Consider the following 19,732-nt stretch of genomic DNA (forward strand, 5'->3'; position numbering starts at 1 on the left):
TCGCCCGGAGCCCGGGGGCGCCGTGCCGGGCCCGGAAGATCAGCTCATACGCAGGGCGAGGAAGAAGTCGAGCTTGTCCTCGAGGCGGGAAAGGTCACGGCCCGTCAACTGCTCGATACGTCCGACGCGGTAGCGCAGCGTGTTGACGTGGAGGTGCAGCCGGGCCGCGCAGCGGGTCCAGGAACCGTCGCAGTCCAGGAAGGCCTCCAGCGTCTCGATCAGCTCCGCGCGGTGGCGCCGGTCGTAGTCGCGCAGCGGGTCCAGGAGCCGCGCGGTGAAGGCGCGGCGGACGTCGTCCGGGACGAAGGGCAGCAGCAGGACGTGCGAGGCGAGCTCGTGGTGGCCCGCCGCGCAGACCGGGCCCGGCCGGGCCGCGGCGACCCGCCGGGCGTGGCGGGCCTCCTCCAGCGCGCCGCGCAGCCCCTCGGCCGAATGGACGGGCGCGCTGACACCCAGGGTCAGCCGGCCGTCGTCCGCGAGGCCGGCGGCCAGGGGGGCGCGGACCGCGTCGAGCAGGGCGTCGGCGTGCAGCGCCGTCTCCTGCCGCTCCGGGGCGTCGGTGTCTTCCGGGGCGTCGGCGCCCTCCTGGGCTTCGGCCCCATCCGCGGCCGCGGGCACCGCGGTCAGCGGGACGAGGGCGATGGCCTCCTCGCCCGTGTACGCCACGGCGATCCGGTCGGCCGAGTCGGGGCCCGCCACCGCGGGATCGACGAGGATCTCCTCCAGCAGGGCCTGCGCCGCCCGGCCGCCGGAGAGGTCCGCGTCCTCCTGGGACCACTCGACCCGGGCCACCACGACCTGCCAGTGCGGAGCCGTGCCGAGGCCGGGCAGCAGGACCGGCGCGGCGACCCGCAGCCTGGCGGCGATCTCGGCCGGGGCCGCACCCGTCTGGACCAGCTCCAGCACCTCCTGGGCGAGCCTGCGGCGTACGGCCCGGGCCGCGTCCCTGCGGTCCCGCTCGACGGCGATCAGCTGGGTCACCCCCTGGAGCAGGTCCAGCCGTGCCGCGGGCCAGTCGCCCGCGTCGGCCGCGACGGCCAGCAGCCAGTCCGAGAGCACGGACGCGCGCACGTCGCGGGGAGCGGCGGGCAGGGCTCCCCGGCCGGTGTTCCGGATCGGGAACAGTGAATAGGACGTGCCCCCCACCTCGGCCCGGTGCGGCCCCGGGCGGCCGGTGCGCGTGGCGGCGAGGTGCCGTCCCGCCAGTTCCGCGCCGACCCGCGGCGGCAGCGGCTCGCCCGCCCCGGCGATCTGCCGGCCCGTGGGGGAGAGGACCCAGGCGTGCAGGTCCAGGTCGGAGGTGAGGAGGTCGAGGACGACCTCGGGGCCGCCGCCCGCCGGGCCCGAGGTCATCAGCCTGCGGTGCCGGTCGACGACCGCCGCGAGGTCGCCGGCCCGCTCGCCGGACACCTGGCGCACCACATGCTCGGTGATCGTTGCGAACGCGACTGTCTCGTCGACCGCGAAGAGCGGGAGCCGGTGCTGCAGGCAGGCCTCGATCATGTCGTCGGGGACGTCCCCCATCTCCGCCTCGCCGGCCGCCAGACCGGCGACCCCGGCGTTCGCCAGGATCCGTACGAACGGTTCCGAGTCCGCCGCGTCCCGGCGCCAGGCCAGCCCCGTGAGCACGAGCTCCCCGCCGGAGAGGTACCGGCTGGGGTCGCGCAGGTCGGTCGTCATGACGCCCCGGACCGAACGGTCCAGCTCGTCCTCGCCGCCGAGCAGCCGCAGGCCCAGCGCCTCGGTGTCCAGCAGTGCGCGCAGCCGCATCGTCGATTGCCGCCGATCTGTTCGTTGGTGCGGGGGACGGCGGAGGTGACCTGTGAGTTGCGGTGAGGTCAACGGGACCCGCCATTCGTTCGAATCTACAAGACAGGGATGGAGACCAGCCAATTCCTTCATGGTTTCGGTGACTGCACCGAGTGGAGCAAGGCTTGTGTACTGGGCCACACACCGCGACAACAACACAGGAACGAACCCCGAGGGCCGGCCGTCCCCAGCCCCAGCCGAACGACCCGATTGAGAAGAAGAGAGCCACTCATGGACTTCCTTCGCCCCGCCAGCTGGGAGGAGGCGCTCGCCGCCAAGGCCGAGCACCCGACGGCTGTGCCCATCGCAGGTGGCACCGACGTGATGGTCGAGATCAACTTCGACCACCGGCGGCCCGCACACCTCATGGACCTGAACCGTATCGGTGAGCTGTCCGAGTGGCAGGTGGGCCAGGACGCCGTACGCCTCGGCGCCTCCGTGCCCTACAGCTCCGTCATGGAGCACCTGCGGGCCGAGCTGCCCGGTCTCGCACTCGCCTCGCACACCGTCGCCTCGCCGCAGATCCGCAACCGCGGCGGCGTCGGCGGCAACCTGGGCACCGCCTCGCCCGCCGGGGACGCCCATCCGGCACTGCTCGCCGCCGGAGCAGAGGTCGAAGCCGCGTCCGTACGGGGGACGCGGATGATCCCGATCGACGAGTTCTACACCGGCGTCAAGCGCAACGCCCTCGCCCCGGACGAGCTGATCAGGGCCGTCCACATCAAGAAGGCCGACGGCCCGCAGCAGTACTCCAAGGTCGGCACGCGCAACGCGATGGTCATCGCCGTCTGCGCCTTCGGCCTCGCGCTCCACCCCGAGACCCGCACCGTGCGCACCGGCATCGGCTCCGCGGCCCCGACCCCGGTCCGGGCGAAGGAGGCCGAGGAGTTCCTGAACGCCGCGCTGGAGGAGGGCGGTTTCTGGGAGAGCGGAAAGATCATCACCCCCTCCGTCGCCAAGCAGTTCGCCCAGCTCGCCGCGGGCGCCTGCAACCCCATCGACGACGTACGGGGCACCGCCGCCTACCGCAGGCACGCCGTCGGCATCATGGCCCGCCGCACGCTGGGCTGGACCTGGGAGCAGTACCGCGGAGCGGGACGCACCCTCGAAGGAGCTGCTTAACCATGCGAGTGAATTTCACGGTCAACGGCCGGAAGCAGGAAGCCGACGACGTCTGGGAGGGGGAGTCCCTCCTGTACGTCCTGCGTGAGCGCATGGGCCTGCCCGGCTCCAAGAACGCCTGCGAGCAGGGCGAATGCGGCTCCTGTACGGTGCGCCTCGACGGCGTGCCGGTCTGTTCCTGTCTCGTCGCCGCGGGCCAGGCGGAGGGAACCGAGGTCGTCACCGTCGAGGGCCTCGCGGACTACGCCAAGCACCGCGAGGGCGCCCACCCCGGCACCGGCTGCGCGGCGAGCTCCTGCGGGACCTCGCTCGACGCCGCCCAGCGCTGGCAGGCCAGGCCCACCGACGGGCAGAGCGCCGAGGCGGGCGAACTCTCCCCGGTCCAGCAGGCGTTCATCGACGCGGGCGCCGTCCAGTGCGGTTTCTGCACCCCGGGACTGCTCGTCGCCGCCGACGAGCTGCTCGAGACGCAGCCCTCCCCGTCCGACCAGGACATCCGCGAGGCGCTCTCCGGCAACCTCTGCCGCTGCACCGGTTACGAGAAGATCCTCGACGCGGTCCGCCTCGCGGCCGCCCGTCAGGAAGAGACGGTCCGATAGCCATGGCGCTGCACCCGCGAGCCGCGTCCGTACCGGCCGGCACCCCCACCAAGATCACCCAGGGCTCCCAGACCCCGGGCGGCATCGGCGAGTCCACCCTCCGCCCCGACGGGACCCTCAAGGTCACCGGCGAGTTCGCGTACTCCTCGGACATGTGGCACGAGGACATGCTGTGGGGCCACACGCTCCGCTCCACCGTCGCGCACGCCGAGATCCGCTCCATCGACATCGGCGAGGCCGTCGCCACGCCCGGTGTCTACGCCGTGCTGACCTACGACGACCTGCCGGCCGAGATGAAGAACTACGGGCTGGAGATCCAGGACACCCCCGTACTCGCCCACGGCAAGGTCCGCCACCACGGCGAACCCGTCGTCATCGTCGCCGCCGACCACCCCGAGACGGCGCGCCGTGCCGCCGCGAAGATCAAGATCGACTACGCCGAGCTGCCGCTGATCACGGACGAGGCGTCCGCGACCGCGCCCGGCGCGATCCTGGTCCACGAGGGCCGCGAGGACCACCACATCGGCCATGTCCCGCACCCCAACATCGTCCACCGCCAGCCCGTCGTCCGCGGTGACGCGGCCGCGGCCGCCGAGCGGGCGGACGTGATCGTCACCGGCGACTACGTCTTCGGCATGCAGGACCAGGCATTCCTCGGCCCCGAGTCCGGCCTCGCCGTGCCGTCGGAGGACGGCGGCGTGGAGCTCTACGTCGCCACCCAGTGGCTGCACTCCGACCTCCGCCAGATCGCCCCCGTCCTCGGGCTCCCCGAGGAGAAGGTCCGCATGACGCTCTCCGGCGTCGGCGGCGCCTTCGGCGGGCGCGAGGACCTGTCGATGCAGATCCACGCGTGCCTGCTGGCGCTGCGCACCGGCAAGCCCGTCAAGATGGTCTACAACCGCTTCGAGTCCTTCTTCGGGCACGTCCACCGGCACCCCGCGAAGCTGCACTACGAGCACGGCGCCACCAAGGACGGCAAGCTCACCCACATGAAGTGCCGGATCGTGCTGGACGGCGGCGCCTACGCCTCCGCCTCCCCCGCCGTCGTCGGCAACGCGTCCTCGCTCGCGGTCGGACCGTACGCCGTCGAGGACGTGGACATCGAGGCGATCGCCCTCTACTCCAACAACCCGCCCTGCGGCGCCATGCGCGGCTTCGGCGCGGTCCAGGCGTGCTTCGCCTACGAGGCGCAGATGGACAAGCTCGCCGCAGCCCTGGACATGGACCCGGTCGAGCTCCGGCAGCTGAACGCCATGGAGCAGGGCACCCTGCTCCCCACCGGGCAGCCCTGCGACTCGCCGGCCCCGGTCGCCGAGCTGCTGCGCCGGGTCAAGTCCCGGCCGCTGCCGCCCGAGCAGCAGTGGCTGGCCGCGGGAGCGGAAGGCACGTCCGTGGACGTCCGGGCGCTGCCCGGCGGGCTCTCCAACACCACCCACGGCGAAGGCGTCGTTCGTGGTGTCGGCTACGCGGTCGGCCTGAAGAACGTCGGCTTCTCCGAGGGCTTCGACGACTACTCCACCGCCCGTGTGCGGATGGAGGTCATCAACGGAGAGCCGGTCGCGACCGTGCACACCGCGATGGCCGAGGTCGGCCAGGGCGGCGTCACCGTCCACGCCCAGATCGCCCGCACCGAGCTCGGTGTCAACCAGGTGACCATCCACCCGGCGAACACTCAGGTCGGCTCCGCCGGCTCGACGTCCGCCTCCCGGCAGACGTACGTCACCGGTGGCGCCGTGAAAAACTCCTGCGAGGCCGTCCGCGAACAGGTCCTGGAGATGGGGCGCCGCAAGCTCGGCACCCACCACCCGGCCTGGGCCACGGCCGAACTCCTCCTGGAGGGCGGCAAGGTCGTCACCGACGGCGGCGAGGTGCTCGCCTCGCTGGCCGACGTGCTGGAGGACGAGGCGGTCGACATCGAGCTGGAGTGGCGTCACCGGCCCACGGAGGCCTTCGACCTGCACACCGGCCAGGGCAACGGCCACGTCCAGTACTCCTTCGCCGCGCACCGCGCGGTGGTGGAGGTGGACACCGAGCTCGGCCTCGTCAAGGTGATCGAGCTCGCGTGCGCCCAGGACGTCGGCAAGGCGCTCAACCCGCTGTCGGTCGTGGGCCAGATCCAGGGCGGCACCACCCAGGGCCTGGGTGTCGCCGTCATGGAGGAGATCATCGTCGACCCGAAGACCGCGAAGGTGCGCAACCCGTCCTTCACGGACTATCTGATCCCCACCATCCTCGACACCCCGACCATCCCGGTCGATGTGCTCGAACTCGCCGACGACCACGCCCCGTACGGGCTGCGCGGCATCGGCGAGGCCCCGACCCTGTCGTCCACCCCGGCCGTCCTCGCGGCGATCCGGAACGCGACGGGCCTGGAGCTCAACAAGACCCCGGTACGCCCCGAACACATCACCGGGACCTGACGGTCCCTCAAAACCCTCCGGGCGGTGCGTGCCTGCCGTGAACGTCACACTTCCCCGCGCCGCGCACCGTCCGGAGCCACCGCACCACCGCACCACCTGCACGAAGAGTTCGCCTCGGGCCGTCCCCCGGGTCGTGCGCCTCGCAGCATCCCAAATCCCGCAATCACCAGAGCTCCACGCGGGTGCCCCTGTGAACCTTGGGAGTCAGGCAACATGACCCAGCAGTCCGTAGAACCCAGGACGAGCGCGGAGGACGCGGGCCCCGGCTCGCGCGTCCCCGCCGGACGCTCCTGGCTCGACCGTTACTTCCACATATCCGAGCGGGGATCGACCGTCGCGCGCGAAGTGCGCGGTGGCGTCACGACCTTCATGGCCATGGCGTACATCCTCCTGCTCAACCCGCTCATCCTCGGTGGCGAGGACGTCGACGGCCAGCTCCTCGGCCAGTCGGGCCTGATCACGGCCACCGCGCTCGCGGCGGCGGCCACCACCCTGCTGATGGGCTTCGTCGGCAAGGTGCCCCTCGCGCTCGCCGCCGGCCTGAGCGTCTCCGGGGTGCTCGCCTCGCAGGTCGCGCCCGCCATGACCTGGCAGCAGGCCATGGGCATGTGCGTGATCTACGGTGTGATCATCTGCCTCCTGGTGGTCACCGGGCTCCGCGAGATGATCATGAACGCGATCCCGCTCGCGCTGAAGCACGGCATCACCATCGGGATCGGGCTCTTCATCGCGCTCATCGGCCTCGTCAAGGCCGGCTTCGTCCACCAGGGCGTGGCGACCCCGTTGTCGCTCGGACCCACCGGTGCGCTGACCGGCTGGCCGGTGCTCATCTTCGCCGCGACCCTGCTGCTCATCTTCATGCTGCAGGCACGGAACGTGCCCGGCGCGATCCTCATCGGCATCGTCGTCGGAACCGTCATCGCGATCGTCGTCAACGCCGTCGGTGACATCGACCCCAAGGCCTGGAGCAGCGGCCCGCCCGAGCTGAGCGGGAGTGCCGTCTCCTCGCCCGACTTCTCGCTCTTCGGCGACGTCGAGTTCGGCGGCTGGGGCGACGTCGGGGTGCTGACGGTCGGCATGATCGTCTTCACCCTCGTCCTGGCGGGCTTCTTCGACGCCATGGCCACCATCATCGGCGTCGGTACCGAGGCGAACCTCGCCGACGACAAGGGCCGCATGCCGGGCCTGTCGAAGGCCCTGTTCATCGACGGCGCGGGCGGTGCCATCGGCGGTGTGGCCGGCGGCTCGGGCCAGACCGTCTTCGTCGAGTCCGCCACCGGGGTCGGGGAGGGCGCCCGTACCGGGCTCGCCTCCGTCGTCACCGGACTCTTCTTCGCGGCCTGCCTCTTCTTCACCCCGCTCACCGCGATCGTGCCGGCCGAGGTGGCCGCCGCCGCGCTGGTCGTCATCGGCGCCATGATGATGCAGAACGCCCGCCACGTGGACTGGGCCGACCGCTCGGTCGCCGTACCGGTCTTCCTCACCGTCGTCCTGATGCCGTTCACGTACACCATCACCACCGGTGTCGCCGCCGGCGTCATCTCGTACACGGCGATCAAGCTCGCCCAGGGCCGGGCCCGTGAGGTCGGCGTCTTCATGTGGGTGCTGACGCTGGTCTTCTTCGTCTACTTCGCCCTGCATCCCATCGAGAGCTGGCTGGGCGTCAACTGACGCCTGCCGCGCCCCCTTTCCCCCTCATAAGGAGACACGCCATGCTGGACATCGCCGAGGAGCTCCACCGGTGGGTGGGGCAGGGACGCGAGTTCGCCGTGGCCACCGTGGTGGCCGTCGGCGGCAGCGCGCCCCGGCAGCCGGGCGCCGCCCTCGCGGTGGACAGCGACGGCACCGCCGTCGGGTCGGTCTCCGGCGGGTGCGTGGAGGGCGCGGTGTACGAGCTGTGCCGGCAGGCGATCGAGGACGGCACCACCGTCCGCGAGCGCTTCGGCTACAGCGACGACGACGCCTTCGCGGTCGGCCTGACCTGCGGCGGAGTCATCGACATCCTGGTCACACCGGTGCGTGCGGACGACCCCGCGCGCCCGGTGTTCGCCGCCGCGGTCGCCGCCGCCGCCGGGGGGACGGCGGCGGCGGTCGCGCGGGTCACCGAAGGCCCGGCCCAGATGCTCGGCCTGCCCCTGCTCGTGCACCCCGACGGTGCGTACGAGGGCGGCCTCGGCGGGCACCCTGAGCTGGACCGCACGGCCGCCGCCGAGGCCAGGGCCATGCTCGACGCCGGGCGTACCGGCGAGATCGTCATCGGGGCCGAGGGCTCGCGCTGCGGCAGCCCCCTCACCCTGCTCGTCGAATCGAGCGTCCCCCCGCCCCGAATGATCGTCTTCGGGGCCATCGACTTCGCCGCCGCCCTGGTCCGGGCGGGCCGCTTCCTCGGCTACCGCGTCACCGTCTGCGACGCCCGTCCCGTCTTCGCCACGGCGGCGCGCTTCCCGGACGCCGACGAGATCGTCGTCGACTGGCCGCACCGCTATCTGGCCACCACCGACGTGGACGCGCGCACGGTCCTCTGCGTCCTCACGCACGACGCCAAGTTCGACATCCCGCTGCTGCAGCTGGCCCTGCGCCTCCCGGTCGCCTACGTCGGGGCCATGGGCTCACGCCGCACCCACCTGGAGCGCAACGAGCGGCTGCGCGAGGCGGGGGTCACCGAACGGCAGCTCGCCGCACTGCACTCGCCGATCGGACTCGACCTGGGAGCGCGCACCCCGGAGGAGACCGCCCTCTCGATCGCGGCGGAGATCGTCGCGGACCGGCGTGGGGGCAGTGGCCTGCCGCTGAAGGGCGCACACACCCCGATCCACCACGAAGGCGGACAGCCGCTCGCTTCGGTGGCCTGAACCCTGCCGGCAACAACGCTTCTCCACGGGCGGGTTGCCGCCACGGCGGCTTCACGCCAGGGGTGAATCCGTCCGCAGCCCCGGATTTACCGGTAGATCAGCTGCATGACATTTTCCCTCTCCTCCGTTTCCGGCCGGGCGAGACCCGCTCGTGCGGGACGCAGGGCTCTGCTCATAGCGACCTCGGTCGCCCTCGTGAGCGGTGCCATGCTCCCCGCGGCGGGCTCCGCCACCGCCGCTCCGAAGCCGTCGACCTCCGAGGACCGCCACGCGTCCGAAGTCCGCGACTACGACATCACACTGGTCACCGGCGATGTCGTCCATTACTCGGACGGCGCGGGCAACCAGGACACCGTCACCGTGGACCGCCCCGACGGCGCCAGGGGCGGCGTGCATGTGCAGCAGGCCGGGGGGGACATCTTCGTCATACCCGACGAGGCGACCGCCCTCATAGCGGCCGAGAAGCTGGATCGCCGGCTCTTCGACATCTCCACGCTGGTCGAGATGGGCTACGACGACCGGCGCTCCGGCGGCATCCCGCTGATCGCCACCTACTCGGCGAGCACGGCGCGTTCGCTGCCCGCCGCCCCCCGTGGCAGCAAGACGGTCCGCCGGCTGGAGTCGGTCCACGGTGCGGCCCTGAAGGCCGACAAGGACGACGCCCGCGCCTTCTGGAGCGACATCTCCCGTACGGAGAAGAGTCGTTCGCTGGACAACGGCATCGCCAAGCTCTGGCTCGACGGCAAGGTCGAGGCCACGCTCAAGGACTCCGTGCCCCAGGTCAACGCACCGCAGGCCTGGGCGGCCGGCTTCGACGGCAAGGGCACCACGGTCGCGGTTCTGGACACCGGCATCGACGCGACGCACCCGGACGTCAAGGACCGCATCAAGGAGTCCAGGAGCTTCGTGCCGGGCGAGGAGGTCGACGACGAGCACGGTCACGGCACGCACGTCGCCTCCACCATCGCGGGTTCGGGCGCAGCCTCGGGCGGCGTGAACAAGGGCGTCGCCCCCGCCGCCGACCTCATCGTCGGCAAGGTCCTGAGCAACGAGGGGTCCGGCGCCGACTCGGGCATCATCGAGGCGATGGAGTGGGCGAAGGCGGAAGGCGCCGACGTCGTCTCCATGAGCCTCGGCTCCAGCGTCCCGGACGACGGCACCGACCCGATGGCACAGGCGGTCGACGCGCTCTCCGCCGACGGCGGTCCGCTGTTCGTGATCGCCGCAGGCAACGCCTACGGGGCGGGGACCATCGGCGCGCCCGGTTCCGCCGCGAGCGCGCTCACCATCGCCGCCGTCGACAAGCAGGACGGCCGGGCCGACTTCTCCTCCATGGGGCCGCTCGTGCGGTCCTACGGGCTGAAGCCGGACCTGTCCGCCCCCGGCGTCGACATCAACGCCGCCGCCTCGCAGTCGGTCCCCGGCATCGAGGGCATGTACCAGCAGATGTCCGGGACGTCGATGGCGACCCCGCACGTCGCCGGCGCTGCGGCCATCCTGAAGCAGCGCCACCCCGAGTGGTCCGGTCAGCGCCTCAAGGACGCGCTGATGAGCTCGTCGAAGCCGCTGCCCGACTACACGCCGTACGAGCAGGGCACCGGGCGCCTCGACGTCAAGGCGGCCATCGACACGACGATCGAGGCCACCGGCTCCGTCGAGGTCGCTTCGTACGACTGGCCGCACAGTCCCGAGGACGCCGTCGCCGAGCGGACCATCACCTACCGCAACACGGGTGACGAGGACGTCACGCTGAAGCTGGCGACCGACACGGACGCCGCCGCCTACACCCTGTCGACGTCCGAGCTCGCCGTCCCGGCCGGCTCCACCGCCGAGGCCGTCCTCTCGATCGACCCGTCGAAGGTCGCGAACGACACCCGGTTCTCCGGACAGGTCGTCGCCACCGACGCGACCGGCGCGACCGTGGCCCACACCGGCTTCGCCGTGAACAAGGAGCAGGAGCTCTACGACCTGACGCTCCGTCTCCGTGACCGTGCGGGCAAGCCGATGGACGGCACCGTGGTGTTCGCCGCGCTCGGCGACCCGCAGCTCGGCCTCGTCCAGGTCTCCGGTGAGACCACCCTGCGGCTGCCCCCGGGCAACTACACCGCCTGGACCTCCGCGGACGTCGACGGGGACCGCGCCGACTCCCAGGCCGTGGCGTTCCTCGCAGCACCCGAGACGATCCTGGACAAGGCCACCACGGTCACCCTCGACGCGTCGAAGGCCCGCAAGGTCAGCGTGCGCACCCCGAAGGAGACCGAGACGCGGCAGCTGCGCTACGACATGGCCCGTACGTCCCCCGAGGGCATGGTCCAGCGTGACGCGTACCAGATCCCGCCGACCTACGACCAGCTGTGGGCGAGCCCCACGAAGAAGGTCACCCAGGGCGACTTCAGCTTCCTCACCCGCTGGCGCCAGGGTGAGAAGATGATCGACGTCTCCGCGGGTGGCGAGGACGTTCCCGTCATCGCCCAGCGCGGCTCCTTCGTCGCGGAGGACAGCCGGCAGGCGCTGACCGCCGTCTTCGCCGGCGACGGCGGCGCGGCCGACTTCAAGGGCCTGAACGCCAAGGGCAAGGCCGTCGTGGTCACCCGCAGCGACACCGTGCCGCCCGCCGACCGGCTGGCCAACGCGCTCGCCGCCGGTGCGCAGGCGCTGTTCGTCGTCAACGACGGCCGCGGAGTCGCGATGGAGTCGTACCTCCCCTACGGGGAGGAGAGCTCCATCCCGGTGGCTGCGGTGCAGCGGATCGCCGGCGATCCGCTGATCAGGGCGGCTCAGCGGGGCAAGCAGATCAGCGTCGACCAGAAGAAGTTCGCGGACTACGTCTACGACCTGGTGGACCGTCACGACGGCACCGTCCCGGACCGCTCGCTGGCCTTCGCGCCCTCGACCCGGCAGCTGGCGAAGGTGGAGAACACCTTCTACGGCCACAAGGCGACGCTGGGCGGCGGCTACCGCTACGACATCCCGGACTACGGACCGGGCCTCGGCTTCGAGGAGTACGAGAAGTTCCCCGGCACCCGCACGGAGTGGGTCAACCCGCTGCCCGGTGCCTCCTTCTGGTACGAGAACCACTCGGTCCTGAACGCCGACTCCGGCCCGGCGCACGAGGTGCGCAGCGCGGAGCTCGACTACACCGCCGGCCGCACCTACCGCGACGAGTGGTTCGCCCCGGTGGTCGGCCCACGGCTCGGCACCGGGTACTGGGGACCGTTCCGCACCGCGTACAACGATGTCCAGTTCAACATCACGCCGTGGACCGACTCGGGCGAGGGCCACTCCGGCTCGATGCCGGAGGACGAGTACGACACCACGTCCTACGCCTTCTACCAGGGGAACACCCTGATCAAGAAGGGTGCGGGCCGGGCCGGTTACGCCTGGGACCTGTCCGCCGAGAAGGTGCCCTACCGCCTGGTCATCGACTCGAAGCGCGACGAGGCGACCTGGAAGACCTCGACGCGCACGCACTCCGAGTGGGGCTTCGTCTCGGGCGCGCTGCCCGAGGGCACGGAGAGGGCGGACATCCCGCTGCTCCAGCTCGACTACGACGTGGACACCGACCTGGCGGGTGACGTCAAGGCAGGCAAGCAGGTCGAGATCGGCATCGAGTCAGGCACGCAGGCCTGGCTGGACGGTGCGGTGAAGGCGACCAAGGCCTCGCTGTCGGTCAGTTACGACGAGGGCAAGACCTGGAGCGCGGTGAAGCTGAGCAAGGAGGCGTCGGGGCAGTGGACCGCGAAGGTGCGGACTCCCGCCAAGGGCGTGTCCTCGGTCTCGCTCAAGGCGCACACCGAGGGCCCCGGCGGCCTGGTCGTGGACCAGGAGATCATCAGGGCCTTCGGCCTGAAGTGACCCGCTGAACGGACCGATCGAGGTGGTCCCGTGCCTCCCGCAGGGGGCACGGGACCACCTCGCCGTGCGGGTGCTCACCTTCCGAAGCGCGCGCCGCCCGGGTGGGCCGTGAGACCGCCGTTGCTGGTGCCGGTGACGAACTGGGAGACGTACACGCCGTCCTCGGCCAGCCGCTTCAGGACCATACGGCCGCCGCCGACCCGGTCCGGGTGGAAGGGCGACGTCACGCGCAGGGACGGGTCCAGCGGGCCGCCCGCCGACAGCGAGGCCACATGCGCCAGTGCGCGTGTACGGGCGGGCGGGAGGTCGGCGCTCATCGGCCGAGTCTGCCGGAGCGCCGACCACGGGGCACGCGAATTCAGCGCCGACGGGCCGCCTTCTCGCGGGCCTTGCGCCTCGCCACCGTGTACGTCGACCAGTCGCCCCGGTGCCGGTCGCACCGCGAGGCCTCTTTCATCGCCAGCCGTCGGCAGCGTGTGCCCTTCTGCGTGAGTGCTCCGCATGCCGGTTGCGTGCGAGCCATGTCCGATCGCCCCCCTGAACTCCGCCGTCCTGCCGGCCGCGTGCCGGCAGAGCCCAGGTTCGCCCGGCCGAGCGGTGCGGGGGAAGGCGCAACGGGTCCCCGCGGGTGCGCTCCGGAGCGTACGGGCGGTCAGACCGTCGCATCGTCCTGCCCGGCGGCATCGGCCCGCCGCTGCTCCTCGATGCGCCGCTTCGCCTCGTCCCAGCCGATCGGCAGCCGGCCGGCCGGCACCTCCCAGAAGGTGAACGTCGACGACAGCATCGTGGGCCGCAGGGCGGTCATGATGCCCCGGTGCGGCTCCGTCCGGGCGAAGGCGTGGAGGGCCTCGCGGCTCTCCCAGGCGGACAGGGTGTAGAAGACCCGCCTGCCCGGCCGGGCGATCAGCGAGGCGCCGAAGGCTCCCGGTGCGGAGCGCACCTGCCTCCACGCCGTCAGCGACTTCAGGAGGAAGCGCGGTACGTCGCGCAGCGAGCGGACCTCGAACCGCGACGCCATGACCACGGTCGTGGCGTCGGAGGGAGGCGGCTGGGGGGTGACCCACGGAAGCGTCGGCATCGCACTACTCACCTTCAGTATGGATAGTGGTGCTGTCTGCTTGCCATATTAGGGAAGGGTGCTTCCCTCCGCCGGAGAATTGCGCGGAGACGGTTCCCCCGGACCGGTGGGCCCGGCCGTCAGGCGTGGCGACGCCCCGCGCCCACCGGTCCGTCAGACGCGGGGTTCCCGACGGGCGGTGCAGGACGCGGGGCGCGAAAGCCGGAGGTCAGCGTCCGGACTGAAGGGCCTTCCAGGTCTCGGCGTCCACGTTCCCGCCGGTCCCGAGGGTGCGGGCGCTCCGGTAGTCGCGGACCGCCGTGTCCGTGAGCGCGCCGAAGGCTCCGTCGGCCGTCACCGTACGGCCCAGAGCCGCCGTCAGCGCACGCTGCACCCGCTTGACCGCGTCGCCCGAGGAGCCCTGGGCGAGGGCGGGCGTGGTGCCCGCGGAGAGCAGCGCCGTCCAGGTCCTCGTGCCGACCGCGCCGTCGGGGGTGAGGCCGCGCGCCGTCTGGAAGGCCTGCACGGCGCTCCTGGTGGCGGCGCCGAAGATGCCGTCCTCGGCGCCGGCCTCGTACCCCTGCTGGTTGAGCAGGTTCTGGACCGCCTTCACCTGCGCGCCCGTCGAGCCCTGCTTCTGGGTCGTGTACGCCGCGAAGCTCTGGGCGTCCGCGCCGCCGGCCGAGGCGCCGACGAGCTGCATGTAGTAGGTCCAGTTCCAGTTGGCGCCCGGATCGGTGTGGTCGTTCCCGGGGGCTTCGCTGTGCCCGATGATGTGCGACCGGTCCTTGGCGATGCCGTACCGGTCGCAGAGGTACTTCGTCAGCGCCGCCGAGGCCCGGTACATCGGGTCGGTGAACCACGACGGGTTGTCGATGAAGCCCTCGTGCTCGATGCCGAGCGACGAGGCGTTGGCGCTCTTCGCGTGGTACGCGGTGTCCTTGTCGCGGACCATCTGGGTGATCTGGCCGTCCGAGGCGCGGACCACGTAGTGGGAGCTGACCTTCGAGACGGGGTCCTGGAACCAGCTGATGGTCCCGGCGTACGACCCCTGCGTGACGTGGATGACCACCTTGTCGACCGTCGCCGTGCGCCCCGTGGCGAAGTTGGCGGTGTCGGCGGCCACCCACAGGGCCGGGGGGTAGTCCGGGCTCTGGGCGGTGACGTCGGCTTTCGCGAGCGGGCCCTTCTCCGGGGAGACCGGACGGGAGGTGACCGAGATCCGTTCACCGCCGGCGACGGTGGCCCGCAGGCCCTGTGCGAGGAAGGTGTAGACGGTGTCCGCGTAGAGGGCGGCGACGGCGCCCTCGGCCTCGCTGTAGCGGGCCACGGCCGGATACCAGGCGTCGATGTCGGCCCGCTCGGCCTTGTCCAGGCCCAGGGCATCGGCGTGGTTCCGCAGCACGGCCGCCCCGCCCAGGATGTTGGCCGCGGTGTCCTCGCGCAGATCCGCGGCGGACCTGCCCGTCAGTGCGGCCGCCTTCTCCAGGGAGTGGTTGACGGGGTTGCTGGCGAGGTGCATCACGCCGTAGCCGTTGTCCTGGCTGGGGAGCCCGGCGTGTCCGTCCAGGTGCGTCTCGCCGTAGCCGACGGCGGCGAGCAGGTCGCGCGGGACGCCGTACGCTGCGGCGGCCTGCCGGAACGCGCGGTTCATGGGGTCGGCGCCGACCGGGGCGGCGCCGGCCGGCTGGCCGGCGGTGACCAGGGCGGTGGCGGTGAGAGAGGCCAGAACGGCTGCGCGGCCTCGGATGTGGCCGACGGGGCGTCGGGGCATGCCTGCTCCAGGTTTCGTGGGGGAGAGGGAGGCCGCCGGACCCGGAGTGGGGTGGGGTGGGGTGGGCCGGGGGCCGTCGAGCCCGCACAGGCTATCCGTGTGATTTACACATTGCGCTCAGCGTCCGGGCGTGTCCAAATCGCCTTCACTCCAATGGATTTGAGCCCTGCCCCGCCCCGTGACTTCCGGCGGGCCGCCGTCGCGCCCCCCCATGAATGGCGGGCGCCGCCACCCTGCCCCTACGACCGGCGGCCATCACCCTGCCCCCACGGCCGGCGGCCGCCGTCCCGTCCGGGAGCGGCGGCCCGTCGGTGGTGCTACCAGCGGTCCCGGTGGACGACGTCGGCGACCGGGCGGCGCCGGACCGGTCCGAAGTTGCCCTGCGGCCATCCCACCGGAATGGCGGCGAAGGTGTGCGTGTCCGAGGGGATCCCGAGGGCCTTCTTCCACTCCTGCTCCAGCATCAGGTGCCAGATGGTGACGTTGGCCGCGAGCCCCAGGGCCCGAGCCGCCAGGAGGATGTTCTGGACGCCCGGATAGACGCAGGAGCCCTCGGCGAGCGCCTGGAAGCGCGTCTGGGTGTTCGTCATGTGCGCGAGACCCTCGGGGCCGAGCGACTCGGCGTAGATGCCCAGGCCCTCCTCGTCGAACCGGGGCTCCGGGAACTTGTAGCAGGGGATGATCAGCGCGGGGGTCTCGGCGAAGTGGTCGCGCTGGTACTCGATCGCCGCCACCATCCGCCCGTACGCGGCGTCGGGCATGCCCGCGGGCGCGTGCTTGCCGGTCGTCGCGAGATAGGCGTCCACGCACCGCTTCCACAGCGGGGCCAGCTCCGCCATGACCGCGCGGTCGGTGACGACCACGTACTCGTAGCACTGCATGTTGCCGCCGCTGGGGCCCCAGACCGCTGCCTGTATGAGCTGTTCGAGCGTCTCGTCCGGCACGGCGTCCGGCCTGAGGCGGCGCATGGCGCGCATCGTGGCCATGGTCGGGAAGAGGGCGGGCCCGTCGAGGGCGGGCGCGTCGGAGTACACCGTTTCGAAGGTCATGATCGCGGAGTTTACGGCCCAAGACCCCTCACCGGGAGTCCTGTTGGCGCCTCGTTCCCTCCCGGTCCGGCGCAGGTCAACGCCGTCGTCGTGCCGTGCCGGTGTGCATGCCGGGCGGACCGTACGGCCGGAGGCGCGAGGCGGACCGGGCCGCGCCCCGTGCCTCCGCCGGGCGACTCGCACAACTCGGCCTACGGAACCGTCCAGTTGGACCGGCAGGCCCCTCCTGTCGCTCCGTCACCACCGCGTTCCCGCCCCGCCTCGGATGCGCGCGTCCGCACGCCCGTGCCCATCGCGCGACACGCCGCGGCGCGTCGGATTCGTACACCTGGCCGCCTCCCCTCCTCACGGGGGAACGGGGGCCGGGAAACCGGCCTCGAAGGCGTATAAAGGGTCCCTCCCGAGCAGCCGGCGTCCCCCGATGGCCACCTCACCCCCCACGCGGCCGGCGCCACCGCGTACCGAGAGCGCAGGAGCGTCCGCATGAGCACCTCGGAAGAGATCAGCGCCTTGCTCGTCACCAGGTTCGGAACCGATCCGGGGTCCATCCGGCCCGAGGTGCCGCTCCGTCAGCTGAGGCTGGACTCGCTCGCCCTGGAGGAGCTACGGCTCCTCATCGAGGACCGGCTCGACATCGATCTGGAGGACGTCGTCCTGTCGTCGCGCGACACCGTCGGACATCTGGTCGCGGCCGTGCGCAGCAAGGCCGGCGCGTGACGCGCCCGGGTCCGCACGCGTCCGGGGTCCCACGGCCGGGCATCGAGCCGTTCAGCGCCGCGGTCACCGGCGTCGGCCTGGTCACCGCCGCCGGCGTGGGAACCGACGCGGCCTGGCACGGGGTGTGCGACACCGCTGCCGTCCCTTCGGTACCGCATCTTCCGGAACTGGAGGGCCTGTCCTGCGACTTCATGTACACCGTCGAAGGCCTGGACACGAAGGCGCTCCTGGGCGTCGCGGCGCAGCGGCTGATGGACCGCTTCTCCCAGCTGGCCGTGATCGCGGCCCGTGAGGCGGTCGCGGACGCCGGGCTCGACCCCTCCGTCTGGGACAGCGGCCGGGTCGCCGTCGTGATCGGCTCCGCCCACGGCGGGCTGCCGTTCTACGACGAGCAGCACACCACCCTCACCGAGCGCGGAGCGCGCCGTGTCTCCCCGAAGCTCGCCCCGCTGAGCGTCGTCAACGGCGCGGCCAGCAGCGTCGCCATGGACCTGGGGGTGCACGGTCCGAGCCAGGCCGTCTCGACGGCCTGCTCGTCGGGGACCGTGGCCATCGGCACGGCCCACCAGATGCTCCGCACGGGGGCCTGCGACATCGTCGTCGCGGGCGGCGCCGAATCGGTCCGCTCCCGGCTGCTGATCGCCAGCGCCTGCCAGATGCGGGCGGTCTCCACCCGCCGCGACGACCCGGTGGCGGCCTGCCGCCCCTTCGACACCCACCGGGACGGGTTCGTCGTGGGTGAGGGCGCGGGCCTCCTCGTCATGGAACGCCCCGAGCACGCGCGCGCCCGAGGCGCCCGCGTCCGGGCACGTGTCGCCGGCTACGGGGCCTCCAGCGACGCCCACTCCGCCGTCGCCCCCGACCCCGACGGCCTCGGCATCGAGCGGGCGCTGCGCACCGCGCTCGCCGACGCGGGCGTCGACGCCACGGACGTCGGCCACGTCAACGCCCACGGGACCTCGACCGTCGCCAACGACCTCATCGAGTCGGCCATGCTCCGCCGCGTCCTCGGCGAACACCCCCTCGTCACCTCGACGAAGGCCATGACCGGGCACACCCTGGGGGCCGCGGGCGGCATCGAGACTGCGCTGACCGTCCTGGCGCTCCAGCACCAGCTCGTCCCGCCGACCGCCAATCTGGACGCCCCCGACCCCGCGATCCCCGTCGAGGTGGTGAGCAAGGAGGCCCGGCACGCCGCGTTCGACTGCGCCGTCAAGACGTCACTCGGGTTCGGCGGCCACAACGCGGCACTCGTGCTCACCAGGGCCTGACGGGAAGCGAGGAGCACCGTGCCCGAAGAGATCATCCGCTCGCTGACCGTGGACGGACTGCGCTACGGCTACCGCGTCCTGCCCCGCGACCCGGCCGCCGGTGCGCCCGCCACCGAACCGGTCGTCGTCATCGGCGGCGCGTTGCAGGGCATGTTCGGCTGGCCGCAGATGGACGACCACCTGGGCCCCGTGGCCGACGTGGTGACCGCCGACCTTCCCGGCATGGGCACGGCCGACCCGCTGCCGCCCGGACCCAGCGCACCGGTCCTGCGCGCCGCGGTCACCGGGATCCTCGACGACCTGGACATCCCGAGGGTCAATCTCTTCGGGTTCTCCTACGGGGCCTCCATCGCCTTCGGCTGCGCGCAGCACCACCCGGGGCGCGTCGCCAGGATCGCCCTCGGCGGCGTCCCCACCCACATCGGCGAGGACCGGCGGACGTACTGGCACCGGGCGACACAGGCGCTGGCCGAGGGAAACACCGAGGGCTTCGCGACGCTGGCCGCCGACGGACTCATGTGCCTGGACCCGGCCCGCCCCGTGCACCGCAGGGAACTCGCCCGGCGCTACGTGCGCCGCTCCTTCCTGCACGCCCTCGCCCACTCGGAGCACGCGGCCGACTCGCTGCGCCGGGCGCTGGGTGACATGCCGGACTTCTCCGGAGGGCTGTCGGGCGTACCCGCCCTGGTCTTCGCCGGGGAGCACGACACGGTGACCTCGCCCGAACGGCAAAGGGAGTTCGCCGCGACCATCGAGGGGAGCCGCTTCCTCACGCTCCCCGAATCCGACCACTGGGTCGTCCTGGAGCGGTCCGACGAGGTCGCGTCCCTCGTGACCCGCTTCTTCACCGACCAGCCGCTCGACCCGGTCGCGGCCCTGTTCCCGCACCAGGGGCGGGCCGGCGAGGCCACTCCGGCGGAGAACGCATCCGCAGCGCCCCCGACCCCGTGATCCCGCATCGCAGTCCGGGGCGGTGCTCCTCAGGGAGAGCGGTGCTCGCGGGGCGGTGATCCGGCGGGAGAGCGCTGCTCGCGGGGCGGTGACTCCTCAGGAGAGCGCTGCTCACGTCGAGGAGCACCTCGTCCAGCGGCGTGGTCTGCTGGTCCACCGGCTCCAGGACGCGTGACTGTCGACCGGCCCGGAGCCGCACCGCCGTCTCCCGCTACCGGCGGGCGGTGACCGGCGGGTGGTGAGCGGCGGGTGGTGA

At 72.2% G+C, this 19,732-nt stretch carries 13 protein-coding genes and 1 pseudogene; 9 read left to right on the top strand and 5 right to left on the bottom strand.

Going from position 1 to position 19,732, the window contains the following annotated elements; all coding sequences use genetic code 11:
* Positions 1–39 precede the first annotated feature (39 nt).
* Positions 40–1,770 carry a PucR family transcriptional regulator gene (locus ACFC51_RS14270; protein WP_376369839.1) on the bottom strand — a complete coding sequence of 577 codons (1,731 nt, stop codon included), beginning with the start codon at positions 1,768–1,770 and terminating at the stop codon, positions 40–42.
* Positions 1,771–2,040: 270 nt separating this feature from the next.
* On the opposite strand from ACFC51_RS14270, the gene ACFC51_RS14275 reads away from it, so the two are divergent.
* The 6 genes from ACFC51_RS14275 to ACFC51_RS14300 all read left to right on the top strand — a co-directional run bounded on the left by ACFC51_RS14275 (position 2,041) and on the right by ACFC51_RS14300 (position 12,657).
* Positions 2,041–2,931, top strand: a complete 891-nt coding sequence (locus ACFC51_RS14275) for an FAD binding domain-containing protein (protein WP_376369837.1) — start codon at positions 2,041–2,043, stop codon at positions 2,929–2,931.
* 2 nt (positions 2,932–2,933) lie between these two features.
* Positions 2,934–3,530, top strand: coding sequence for a (2Fe-2S)-binding protein (locus ACFC51_RS14280; protein ID WP_376528808.1), 597 nt, complete (start codon positions 2,934–2,936; stop codon positions 3,528–3,530).
* 2 nt (positions 3,531–3,532) lie between these two features.
* Positions 3,533–5,950, top strand: coding sequence for a xanthine dehydrogenase family protein molybdopterin-binding subunit (locus ACFC51_RS14285; protein WP_376369834.1), 2,418 nt, complete (start codon positions 3,533–3,535; stop codon positions 5,948–5,950).
* A 213-nt stretch (positions 5,951–6,163) separates the two neighbouring features.
* Positions 6,164–7,621, top strand: coding sequence for an NCS2 family permease (locus ACFC51_RS14290; protein WP_376369832.1), 1,458 nt, complete (start codon positions 6,164–6,166; stop codon positions 7,619–7,621).
* 41 nt (positions 7,622–7,662) lie between these two features.
* Positions 7,663–8,802 (top strand): XdhC family protein, encoded by a 1,140-nt coding sequence (locus ACFC51_RS14295; protein WP_376369831.1) that lies wholly within the window; start codon positions 7,663–7,665, stop codon positions 8,800–8,802.
* A 207-nt stretch (positions 8,803–9,009) separates the two neighbouring features.
* Positions 9,010–12,657 (top strand): S8 family serine peptidase, encoded by a 3,648-nt coding sequence (locus ACFC51_RS14300; protein WP_376529229.1) that lies wholly within the window; start codon positions 9,010–9,012, stop codon positions 12,655–12,657.
* An 83-nt stretch (positions 12,658–12,740) separates the two neighbouring features.
* Here the strand turns inward: ACFC51_RS14300 and ACFC51_RS14305 are convergent.
* The 4 genes and pseudogenes from ACFC51_RS14305 to ACFC51_RS14320 all read right to left on the bottom strand — a co-directional run.
* Positions 12,741–12,974: pseudogene (locus ACFC51_RS14305) on the bottom strand (DUF3626 domain-containing protein); the annotation flags it as partial.
* Between the two features lie 335 nt (positions 12,975–13,309).
* The gene (locus ACFC51_RS14310) at positions 13,310–13,735 is read right to left on the bottom strand and encodes a DUF3291 domain-containing protein (protein ID WP_376528811.1); all 426 of its coding nucleotides are present in this window, start codon (positions 13,733–13,735) and stop codon (positions 13,310–13,312) included.
* Between the two features lie 208 nt (positions 13,736–13,943).
* A complete protein-coding gene (locus tag ACFC51_RS14315; protein WP_376528814.1) occupies positions 13,944–15,488 on the bottom strand; it encodes an N-acetylmuramoyl-L-alanine amidase in 1,545 nt (514 codons plus the stop codon).
* A gap of 317 nt (positions 15,489–15,805) precedes the next feature.
* Positions 15,806–16,537, bottom strand: coding sequence for a nitroreductase family protein (locus ACFC51_RS14320; RefSeq protein ID WP_376369826.1), 732 nt, complete (start codon positions 16,535–16,537; stop codon positions 15,806–15,808).
* A 483-nt stretch (positions 16,538–17,020) separates the two neighbouring features.
* On the opposite strand from ACFC51_RS14320, the gene ACFC51_RS14325 reads away from it, so the two are divergent.
* The 3 genes from ACFC51_RS14325 to ACFC51_RS14335 are packed head-to-tail and all read left to right on the top strand — an operon-like array spanning position 17,021 to position 19,476.
* Positions 17,021–17,254: an acyl carrier protein gene (locus ACFC51_RS14325; protein WP_376369824.1), complete on the top strand. Its 234-nt coding sequence runs from the start codon at positions 17,021–17,023 to the stop codon at positions 17,252–17,254.
* Positions 17,251–18,525 carry a beta-ketoacyl-[acyl-carrier-protein] synthase family protein gene (locus ACFC51_RS14330; protein WP_376528817.1) on the top strand — a complete coding sequence of 425 codons (1,275 nt, stop codon included), beginning with the start codon at positions 17,251–17,253 and terminating at the stop codon, positions 18,523–18,525. Before ACFC51_RS14325 ends, ACFC51_RS14330 begins: the two co-directional genes overlap by 4 nt.
* Before the next feature lie 18 nt (positions 18,526–18,543).
* Positions 18,544–19,476, top strand: a complete 933-nt coding sequence (locus ACFC51_RS14335; RefSeq protein ID WP_376369821.1) for an alpha/beta fold hydrolase — start codon at positions 18,544–18,546, stop codon at positions 19,474–19,476.
* Positions 19,477–19,732: the final 256 nt, after the last annotated feature.

The sequence above is a fragment of the Streptomyces sp. NPDC055962 genome (genome assembly GCF_042270185.1).
GTDB lineage: Bacteria > Actinomycetota > Actinomycetes > Streptomycetales > Streptomycetaceae > Streptomyces.

Coding starts and splice junctions, on each gene's coding strand:
- ACFC51_RS14270 (WP_376369839.1), bottom strand. CDS start 1,770: ATGCGGCTGCGCGCACTGCTGGACACCGAGGCGCTGGGCCTGCGGCTG.
- ACFC51_RS14275 (WP_376369837.1), top strand. CDS start 2,041: ATGGACTTCCTTCGCCCCGCCAGCTGGGAGGAGGCGCTCGCCGCCAAG.
- ACFC51_RS14280 (WP_376528808.1), top strand. CDS start 2,934: ATGCGAGTGAATTTCACGGTCAACGGCCGGAAGCAGGAAGCCGACGAC.
- ACFC51_RS14285 (WP_376369834.1), top strand. CDS start 3,533: ATGGCGCTGCACCCGCGAGCCGCGTCCGTACCGGCCGGCACCCCCACC.
- ACFC51_RS14290 (WP_376369832.1), top strand. CDS start 6,164: ATGACCCAGCAGTCCGTAGAACCCAGGACGAGCGCGGAGGACGCGGGC.
- ACFC51_RS14295 (WP_376369831.1), top strand. CDS start 7,663: ATGCTGGACATCGCCGAGGAGCTCCACCGGTGGGTGGGGCAGGGACGC.
- ACFC51_RS14300 (WP_376529229.1), top strand. CDS start 9,010: ATGCTCCCCGCGGCGGGCTCCGCCACCGCCGCTCCGAAGCCGTCGACC.
- ACFC51_RS14310 (WP_376528811.1), bottom strand. CDS start 13,735: ATGCCGACGCTTCCGTGGGTCACCCCCCAGCCGCCTCCCTCCGACGCC.
- ACFC51_RS14315 (WP_376528814.1), bottom strand. CDS start 15,488: ATGCCCCGACGCCCCGTCGGCCACATCCGAGGCCGCGCAGCCGTTCTG.
- ACFC51_RS14320 (WP_376369826.1), bottom strand. CDS start 16,537: ATGACCTTCGAAACGGTGTACTCCGACGCGCCCGCCCTCGACGGGCCC.
- ACFC51_RS14325 (WP_376369824.1), top strand. CDS start 17,021: ATGAGCACCTCGGAAGAGATCAGCGCCTTGCTCGTCACCAGGTTCGGA.